7 protein-coding genes are annotated in these 9,747 nt (G+C 41.0%); 5 read left to right on the forward strand and 2 right to left on the reverse strand.

Going from position 1 to position 9,747, the window contains the following annotated elements; genetic code table 11:
- Positions 1-364: 364 nt before the first annotated feature.
- From rlmKL to rmf, 5 genes are all read left to right on the forward strand, one after another.
- Positions 365-2,503: a bifunctional 23S rRNA (guanine(2069)-N(7))-methyltransferase RlmK/23S rRNA (guanine(2445)-N(2))-methyltransferase RlmL gene (rlmKL, locus tag AAEZ00_RS20055; protein WP_124013614.1), complete on the forward strand. Its 2,139-nt coding sequence runs from the start codon at positions 365-367 to the stop codon at positions 2,501-2,503.
- A complete protein-coding gene (locus AAEZ00_RS20060; protein WP_124013613.1) occupies positions 2,490-2,726 on the forward strand; it encodes a glutaredoxin family protein in 237 nt (78 codons plus the stop codon). The genes rlmKL and AAEZ00_RS20060 overlap by 14 nt, the downstream gene beginning before the upstream one ends.
- Position 2,727: 1 nt before the next feature.
- A complete protein-coding gene (locus tag AAEZ00_RS20065; RefSeq protein ID WP_124013612.1) occupies positions 2,728-4,644 on the forward strand; it encodes an ABC transporter ATP-binding protein in 1,917 nt (638 codons plus the stop codon).
- A 25-nt stretch (positions 4,645-4,669) separates the two neighbouring features.
- Positions 4,670-6,559 (forward strand): DUF3466 family protein, encoded by a 1,890-nt coding sequence (locus tag AAEZ00_RS20070; protein WP_124013611.1) that lies wholly within the window; start codon positions 4,670-4,672, stop codon positions 6,557-6,559.
- Positions 6,560-6,790: 231 nt separating this feature from the next.
- Positions 6,791-6,967, forward strand: coding sequence for a ribosome modulation factor (gene rmf, locus AAEZ00_RS20075; protein ID WP_011638106.1), 177 nt, complete (start codon positions 6,791-6,793; stop codon positions 6,965-6,967).
- A 102-nt stretch (positions 6,968-7,069) separates the two neighbouring features.
- On the opposite strand, the gene fabA is transcribed toward rmf, so the two are convergent.
- The gene (gene fabA / locus AAEZ00_RS20080; RefSeq protein WP_101030261.1) at positions 7,070-7,585 is read right to left on the reverse strand and encodes a bifunctional 3-hydroxydecanoyl-ACP dehydratase/trans-2-decenoyl-ACP isomerase; all 516 of its coding nucleotides are present in this window, start codon (positions 7,583-7,585) and stop codon (positions 7,070-7,072) included.
- A gap of 75 nt (positions 7,586-7,660) precedes the next feature.
- Complete coding sequence (locus AAEZ00_RS20085) at positions 7,661-9,400, reverse strand: AAA family ATPase (protein ID WP_351074895.1); 1,740 nt, start codon at positions 9,398-9,400, stop codon at positions 7,661-7,663.
- Positions 9,401-9,747 lie beyond the last annotated feature (347 nt).

The raw sequence follows: 9,747 nt of genomic DNA on the forward strand, positions 1-9,747 counted from the left end.
CGGGAGTAGGACTTGAACCTACGACCTTCGGGTTATGAGCCCGACGAGCTACCAACTGCTCCATCCCGCGTCCGATAAATACTGCTTCAATCTGCCATGTTAAACTTGCTAGTTAGCGCGTTTAACTGTCTGCTTCAAAGCGGGGCGAACTATAGCGATCCCCGTTTATATTTGCAAGTAAAATCTAGGGGTAGTCTTTTATTTGCTGGTAAAATAAGCGAGTCACTGCTTTATCGTACGATATTGAGAAATTAACCCTAAAATAAGCGAATTTTGCAGCCCATTTCGATAAGTCATTGGGGTTATGTGTTTGTGCAGGTATAATGTTGCACTGAATTTTGCGTAACCGATGACTGACTAATACATGTTTAATTTTTTTGCTGCAGCCCCAAAGGGGTTCGAATATAGCCTTGCTTCTGAACTTAAAGAGTTTGGCGCAACCGACGTTAAAGAAAGTGTTGCTGGAGTGTATTTTTGTGCTCCACTAGAACTGGCTTATCGAATTACATTATGGACTCGCCTAGCGAGTCGTATCGTATTAGTGATCTATAAAGGAGCTTGTGATTCTGCTGAGCAACTTTATAACGCAGCATACTGCATTGATTGGCCATCGCATTTTTCCCATAAAAAAACCTTCAGTATTGATTTTCATGGCACGGGTGGTTTTATTAATAACACTCAATTTGGTGCGCTGAAAATTAAAGATGCTGTTGTAGATCGCTTTCGCGATGATGGTACAGTGCGTCCGGATGTTGAACGTGTCAATCCAGATTTTAAAATTGATGCTCATTACCGTAATGGTCAACTAACTATTTCAATGAATTTCTCTGGCGCTTCATTACATCAACGCGGATACCGTTCAACAACAGGTGAGGCACCATTAAAAGAAAACCTTGCTGCCAATATGTTGGTACGTAGTGGCTGGCAAGCAAATCCAATTACTGTGCTTGACCCATTTTGTGGTAGCGGTACGATATTGATTGAAGCTGCATTAATGGCTGCAGACATTGCTCCTGGACTTAAACGTGAAAAATTTGGTTTCGAAAATTGGCAGAGCCACAATAAAGCCATGTGGCAGGTTATTTTTGACGAAGCTCAAGCGCGTGCAACCTTGGGTAAAACACGTTGTAAACTCAAATTTTACGGATCAGATATAGCACCGCACTTGATTTCTATTGCTCAACGTAATGCTGAAAATGCTGGCGTAGCTGAATTAATTGAATTTAGTGTTTCAGATGCGCTGGATGTGACGCCTCCCGTAAGTGAAGGCTTTTTAATTTCGAACCCACCCTACGGTGAGCGTTTGGGAAATGTCACTGAACTTTTACAACTCTATTACCAGTTAGGTGATAAGTTTAAGAAAGAGTTTGGTGGCTGGAAAATTGCCATGTTATGTAGCGACATAGAGCTGATTTCATCGCTTAAATTAAAAGCGGATAAGCAAATGAAAATGTTCAACGGTGCATTAGAATGTGCTTTTAACATTTATACCTTACACGCAAACAGTACTCGTCGAGATGTGCCTGTATTGCCAGAAGGTGCTGATATTACTGATATCGCCCCAGCATTTGCTAATCGTATTAAAAAGAATATTAAACAGTTTGAAAAATGGGCTAAAAAAGAGCGCATCGACAGTTACCGTTTATATGATGCAGATTTACCAGAGTATAACGTTGCGATTGATAAGTATGTCGATTATGTGGTTATTCAAGAGTATTCAGCTCCAGCAACCATTCCAGAAGCAGTGACTAAACGTCGTCTTAGTGACGTGCTATTAGCATTGCCAGGCGCATTAGGTATCCATCCCGATCGCATTACCTTAAAAACCCGCGAACGTCAGAAAGGCGCCAATCAGTATCAAAAGATTGACGAGCGTAAATTGGAAGTTATCACTCAAGAATATGGTGCTAAATTCAAGCTTAACTTAACCGGTTATTTAGATACTGGTTTGTTTCTTGATCATCGTGTTACACGCAAATTGGTCGGTGATAAAGCAAAGGGCAAAAATGTCCTTAACTTATTCGCTTATACTGGTTCTGCATCTGTACATGCTGCGATTGGCGGGGCTAAATCGGTCACTACAATCGACATGTCTAATACCTACATCAATTGGGCTAAAGAAAACTTCGCCTTAAATGGATTGTCCGGTAAGCAATATGACTTTATTCAAGCAGACTGCTTACAGTGGATTAAAGACAACAGTCAACAGAAGTTTGACCTTATTTTTATTGATCCTCCTACGTTTTCAAATTCAAAACGCATGGAAGACAGTTGGGATGTACAACGGGATCATGCAGAGATGTTAGGCGGATTAATTAAACTACTGTCTCCAAATGGCGAACTTGTTTTTTCAAATAACAAGCGTAAATTTAAAATGGATATCGAAACGTTGAACCAAGCGGGTATCGACGTGACTAATATCGACCATCTATGTTTACCGCTGGATTATAAACGTAATCCACATATCCATAATGTGTGGCTACTGACTCATGCAAAAAAATAGTGCAGTAGCTTATGTGCTTTATCACACAGAGGGTTGCCATCTGTGTGATATAGCCCAAGCACTGGTTGAGCAAACCGCAATACATTATCAGCACATCGATATTTGTGATAACGCATCACTTACAGAGCGTTATAACATGAGCATTCCTGTATTTGTACAGGGAGAGCGTGAGTTATTCTGGCCTTTCGATGCCGCACAATTACAAAAATTTTTAGGAGTTTAGATTGAGTCTGGTACGGATTAATAATGGCTCGTTAGCCTACGGTTACATTCCTTTGCTGCTAAATGCAGACTTTACCATTGAACCTGGTGAGCGCGTGTGTATCGTCGGTCGTAACGGCGCCGGTAAATCAAGTTTAATGAAAGTGCTATCAGGTGATGTATTACTTGATGATGGTGAGTTTAATATTACAAATGACGTTAATGTTAGTCGTTTACAACAAGACCCACCTAAAGCAGAAACCGGAACGGTTTACGCTTATATCGCGGCGGGTCTTAAAGAAATTGGTGAAGCGTTAGAAAAGTATCATCAATTATCTCATGATGTTGCAGAAGCTAATCCTGAGCAGATGGATCGTATGCTCAATCAAATGCAGCGTCTGCAAGAAGTGTTAGATCACAATGACGGTTGGCAATTAGATTCGCGTATTATTCAAAACTGTCAGTTATTAGGCTTAGATCCCGATCAGCCATTGAATGAGTTGTCTGGCGGTTGGCAGCGTAAAGTGGCATTAGCTCGCGCACTCGTTGTTAACCCTGATTTACTGCTGCTTGACGAACCTACTAACCATTTAGATATCGATACCATTGAGTGGTTAGAGCAATTCTTATTAAGCTTTAAAGGCGCAATCGTGTTTGTAAGCCATGACCGTGGCTTTATTCAACGAATGGCAACACGTATTGTCGATTTAGATCGTGGTGTGGTCATTTCGTTTCCAGGTAACTACCAAGCATATTTAGATGGTAAGCAAGAATGGTTACGGGTAGAAGCCGAGAAAAACGCTCATTTCGATAAAAAACTTGCTGATGAAGAAACCTGGATCCGTCAGGGTGTTAAGGCTCGTCGTACTCGAAATGAAGGTCGTGTTCGAGCGCTAAAAGCATTACGAACTGAACGTAGCGAGCGTTTAAATCGTCTAGGTAACGCCAAAATGGCCGTGTCTGACGCCGACCGTTCTGGAAAGTTAGTCTTTGATATTAAAGATCTTAACTATAATTTACCGGATAAAAATTTAGTTAAAAACTTCAGTACTACGGTAATGCGTGGCGATCGTATAGCATTAATTGGTCCAAACGGTTGTGGTAAATCGACATTAATCAAACTGTTGATTGAAAAGTTACAACCCCAGTCTGGCGAAATTAAAGTCGGCACTAAGTTAGACGTTGCCTATTTTGACCAGTATCGTGAAGCGCTTGATCCTGAGAAAACCGTAGAAGAAAACGTGGGTGAGGGTAAAAGTACCGTCACTATTAATGGCCAAGATCGTCATATTCTGAGTTATCTACAAGATTTCTTGTTTTCACCCATGCGTGCCCGTACGCCGGTCAAAGCACTTTCTGGTGGTGAAAAGAATCGTTTGTTATTGGCGAGATTATTATTACGTCCAGCAAATCTAATTATTCTAGATGAACCAACAAACGATCTTGATATTGAGACCCTAGAGTTGTTAGAGTCACTACTTGCTGATTTTGAAGGCACATTACTCATAGTCAGTCACGATAGAGCATTTATTGACAATACTGTCACCAGTAGCTGGTGGTTTGCAGGTAATGGTCAGTGGGCAGAATATGTTGGTGGTTATCAAGATGCGGTGGCTCAAGGCGCAAAATTTTATTCTGAGGAACCAGTTGCCAGTAATGTTGTCCAACCTGCAGCAGTGGTTGAAACAAAGTCTGTAAACATCCCTGAGAAAACAGCCAAAAAACTGTCTTATAAATTGCAACAAGAATTAGATACGCTTCCGGGCCAAATGGAACAGCTCGAGCAAGAAATTGCGCAAATGCAGTTAGCCGTAGGTGGTGCTGATTTTTATAATCAACCGCAGGATTCGGTTAATAAAGCACTGCAGTTGTTGGCAGAAAAAGAACAAAATTTAGACGTTTGCTTTGAGCGATGGGAAGAGCTTGAGTCACTGAAGTAAAGCATAATAAAACAGGAATAGTTACATGAAGTTAAAGTTTGATAAAGCCTTATCCCTTGTTGCGATAGGTGTATTAAGTGTCATTGGAACAGTTCAAGCTGCGCCAGTATATGAAATTGTTAATATTGAAGATTTCGACCTAAATGGCACCATTGACGGTACACGTAATGGCTATGCCATGGCGGTGAACAGTGAAGATGAAGTTGTCGGTATTTCAAAAGGTAAAAAGAAACTTAGCACCGAAGACATTGAAGGCGGCATCATTGATGTTGAAGATGGTATTTCTGATGCGGAAGAAATTACCTATTCAGTATTAACACCAATAGAGGCAAATAACTTCACCGTCACTACCAGTGCAAATGCCGCTGAAGGCGCTTGGAAACCTTCATTTTATAGCCTAGCTGGTACTACTAATCCTACTGACGAAGACAGTGATGGTGAACTAGTTGTTAATTCAATTGATAGCTTCTTCTATGGCCTTAACAGTAATGGCACCAAAGTAGGTGCTTATACTGGCGTAGAAAAAACCTTAGCTTATGAAGGTACCAGTACCACCCAAGAGCTTTGGTATTATCGTGATTTTGAACTGCGTGCTATCGCAGTGAAAGATGACGTCGAATATTCATTGCTTCCTCCTTACACTACCTATGAACGTCTACAAGACGGTGATACTAGCGCTGCGACCGTTGAGTTAGGCGGTTCATCAGTAGCAGCGGACGTAAACGATAATAACCTTGTTGTCGGTTATGGTAGTACCGCATTAGTGTCATCAAGTGTTGACCGTGTAGATAGCTGTATTGCAAGCGCAGAAGACACCGATGCAGATAATCCTACGCCACTCGCTGTTTGTATTCAAGATTCTCAGTATCCAGACACTAACAGCCGTCGTTACATTCTTTATCAAACACGCGCTTTAGTGTGGGATTTAAACAACCTAGACGATACCGGTGTACCTGAGCGAACTCAATTACCGTTAGGACTGACTCCAGACGATGATTCAACGCTAATTTATACTGCCCAAGCATTAGGTGTTAACGGCAATGATGATTTGGCCGGACGCTCACATGTTTATCGTAATGGCGACACCGATAAATTATATTTTGATGCTGCTTACTGGAAAAAGAATGCCAACGGTGAATATCAATATAATTGGGTAGATATGGATGACGACGTCACTAGCTCTATCGCATATGATATTAACAATGATGGTATGTTAGTGGGCAGTTATCGCAAATATATTGGTGGTTATTTACGTGATAAATTCTTCACGTTAGATACTAATAATCCAGAACAAGGAATTGTTACGCCGAATGACTTCCAAACCACATTGTCGGATTTAAGTAGCAAACCTAAAGATATCAATAATAAAGGCCAAGTTGTCGGTTATATTGAATCAACTTACGACAAAGAAAAGCCTCGTCCAAAAGTGGGGTTCTTATTTGACAATAACACCAGTGAGTTTGTTAATTTAAATGATCGCCTTACCTGCGGTTCTAAAGGCTACGAACAGAATACCGATGGAGAGTGGGCTCGTCATCAAGTGAGTATTCAAGACGGCACCGGTGAAATTTTAAACTACAACACCGACATTCAAGTTGTTGAAGCTAATAATATTAATGAAGACGGCACTATCGTCGGTACGGCGTTTATTCGTAAACCACAATATCAAACAGATGCCATTACTGGTAATGTGCTTGTCGGTGAAAATAACCTACCGTTATTTGAACTAGACGGTAACGGCGACCCAGTGACAGCGTATTTGCCGCGAATGGTGATTTTGAAGCCAACTTCTGGTGAAGCGTGTAACACATCGGATGCCGTTGAAGAAGAGGCTTATGTACGCAAAGGTGCGGCCAGTTTTGCTTGGTTATTCACCTTGCCATTATTATGGTTACGTCGCCGAGTGAAAAAATAGGCTTACGGTAATCACAGTCATTTAGCACCTCAAACATGGGGTAGTCTAGAAACACAGAAAATCGGGGATAAATTCCTCGATTTTTTTAACTTAATTCTCAATACTTTAATAAAAAAGCATTAAAATGAGGTTATTTTTAATTGATTTTGGTCAAAAAACGTTCTATTCCTATGTTTAAGGCTTCAGCTTCATCATGTCAAACAGAAGCCTGTCACTGAAGAGGACGTATGCATGAAAAGACAGAAAAGAGATCGTTTAGACAGAGCATTTTCAAAAGGATTTCAAGCCGGAGTAGGAGGGCGTTCTAAGGAGGTTTGTCCCCATTCGAATCTGGATTCACGGTCTCAATGGTTAGGCGGATGGCGTGAAGGTATTGATGGCCGTCTTAATGGCCTATTTAATAAGTAACACTTAACTTAACAAGCAACACTTAACAAAATGCCCTCACGACGAATGTCGGAGGGCATTGAATAACGTAAATTAACGCTGTCACCACATAAGCGAGTGTATTTAGAATGTTGATGTGTCGCTGAAAATACCCACTTTCAAATCAGTTGCTGAATATATTTGACGGCCATCGACTTCCATCGTGGCATCTGCAATACCCATCACCAGTTTGCGGTGAATCTTACGTTTAATATTAAGCTTGTAAGTGACTTTCTTTGCATCGGGCAAAACTTGTCCGGTAAATTTCACATCACCGACACCTAATGCACGACCTTTCCCTTCAGCGCCTTCCCAGCCTAGGAAGAAACCGACAAGTTGCCACATCGCATCTAGGCCTAAACAACCAGGCATTACTGGGTCAGTGATAAAGTGACAATCAAAAAACCAAAGATCTGGGGTGATATCGAGTTCGGCAACAATTTCACCTTTACCATATACACCGCCATCTTGATTAATGGTAATGATACGATCAATCATCAACATATTGTCGACAGGTAAACGTGGTCTATTTGGCCCTAAAAGATTGCCATGACCACATGCGACAAGTTGCTCTTTAGTGAAACTATTAGCTTTTTCCATTTAAATCGGTACCACTTAATTGATTGATAATCCCAATAAGATAGCGAACACGTGTAAGCTAAACAACTCCGATCACTAAATAATCCGTAATCGAGCTAACAATTTAGCAAAAAAGTTCAATTCCACGTCGTCATCATCTTGTCCTGCTAATTTATCTAAACGCTGTTGTACTAATCCGTACAGCGTATTTTCAGCAAAGTCGTTCTCTTCATTGGCGACTCCAGCAGGCATTTGCATCAGTAGTTCAACCGCTTGATCCATATGCTCAATAGCATGGATATGAAATAATCCTGTATCAATGGCTTCAATTACAACAGGTTCGAGATTAAGCTGTAATACATTGGCTTTAGGCATAATAACACCTTGTTCTCCTGTTAAGCCCCGACGTTGACATAAATTAAAGAAACCTTCAATTTTTTCATTCACACCACCAATAGCTTGTACATTGCCAAACTGATCTAATGCGCCCGTTACCGCTAAACTTTGGATAATGGGCTGTTCTGCTATGGCAGACATTAAACAGCAATACTCAGCGAGTGAAGCGCTATCACCGTCGATTTCTTGATAAGACTGCTCAAACACAATATTAGCATTGAGATGTAGAGGCGCATCACGGCCAAAAATACGGTACAAGCAAGCCGAGAGGATCATCATGCCTTTTGCATGAATATTGCCACCCAGCTCTGATTTACGTTCAATATCTGCTACTTCACCGTCACCGTAATGAACAGACGAGGTAATTCTTGCTGGTTCACCGTAGGTATAATCGCCTGTATCTATAACAGTCAGGGCATTAATTTGGCCTACCATAGCGCCTTTAGTGGGCAGATTTATAAAATTGTCATCAAAACTTTGAGCCGAATATACTTCAGAGCTATTGTGACGGAACTTTAATTTTTCGAGTGCTTTCGCTATCGCAGAAGCATTTAATACAGATTGACCAGAATAAGCTTTTGCTTGTCCTAATAGCTGCCTAAACTCCAACATACTTAAGCTCAAACGTTGCTGATGTTCAACCAAACGAGAGCTATACCAAAATAACGGTAATAAACTTGATAGCTCTAACTCAACCGATTCAGCATGGGCAAGAACGTTCAGCCACTGCACATATGAAGATTCAGGATGCTGTGTCAAATCGACTTCATTACTCATTTCAGCCAGTAACGGGAAGTGACGATTAAAGTTGCGATCTTCAACACGAAGCTGACTATACGATAACCCAGAGCCCACAAGCACAATTTTACAATTAAGTGGGATCGGGGTTAACTCATTATTGATACGATAAAAACCATCGTGGATAATTTGCATCAACAAATCCCACAAGCTTTCACGCTGCCATAATGACGTTAAGCAAATAAACACAAAATGATTTGTCGCCAATGCACCAGGTTTATACACGCTGGATTTATCCGTTTTAATCATTTTCCCGAGCAGATCTGCCCGGCGAATCGTTCCTTGTAAATAACAACAAAGCGACTCTTGTTTGGCAATAATCCCCACATGTTCAGGGGGGAGTGTTTGCTGCCATTTAAACTGAATATCTCCATCTTCTTGCGACTTTTTAGTGGCAACAAGGTAATGGTTTGAAGGCGTATTCGCTTGGGTAACCAACGCATCGATAAATAGTGGTCTATCGACACCCAAAAAATCAGCAAGAAATAAATGTTGCGAATCAATTTTGCTCATTAGTTTGAAGGTATCAACAACGCGTTCTTGGCCAAGTAATATATGACTTGGGAAAAAAGCTGAAGTCGATGGATCAGGTAAATGATATTGAGGAGCGAGTTTGGCACTAGGCAATAGCGTTGAATTCATATAGTGGTAATTTAGCTGCGACAACGAAAAATAATACAATGATATTAGCATAAAGCGCCGTAAAGCCTTAGCAGATTCCACCCTTAGAGGTCATCTCATGGTTATTGAGGTGATTTCAGCCCACAAAAGCCATCCAACGGACCTCGGGGTTATTAAATAATGCTTCAATGACGACAAAAATATGAACATGCTGATTAAATGCTATGCATTCAGATGTTTTTTTTAACTTTATGGTTTACAACCAAACGCGTTACTTATATTATTCAGCCCGTTCGGAGGGATGGCAGAGTGGTCGAATGCACCGGTCTTGAAAACCGGCAACGGTTTATCCCGTTCTAGGGTTCAAA

This window comes from Shewanella sp. S1-49-MNA-CIBAN-0167 (assembly GCF_040310145.1).
Lineage (GTDB): Bacteria > Pseudomonadota > Gammaproteobacteria > Enterobacterales > Shewanellaceae > Shewanella > Shewanella psychromarinicola.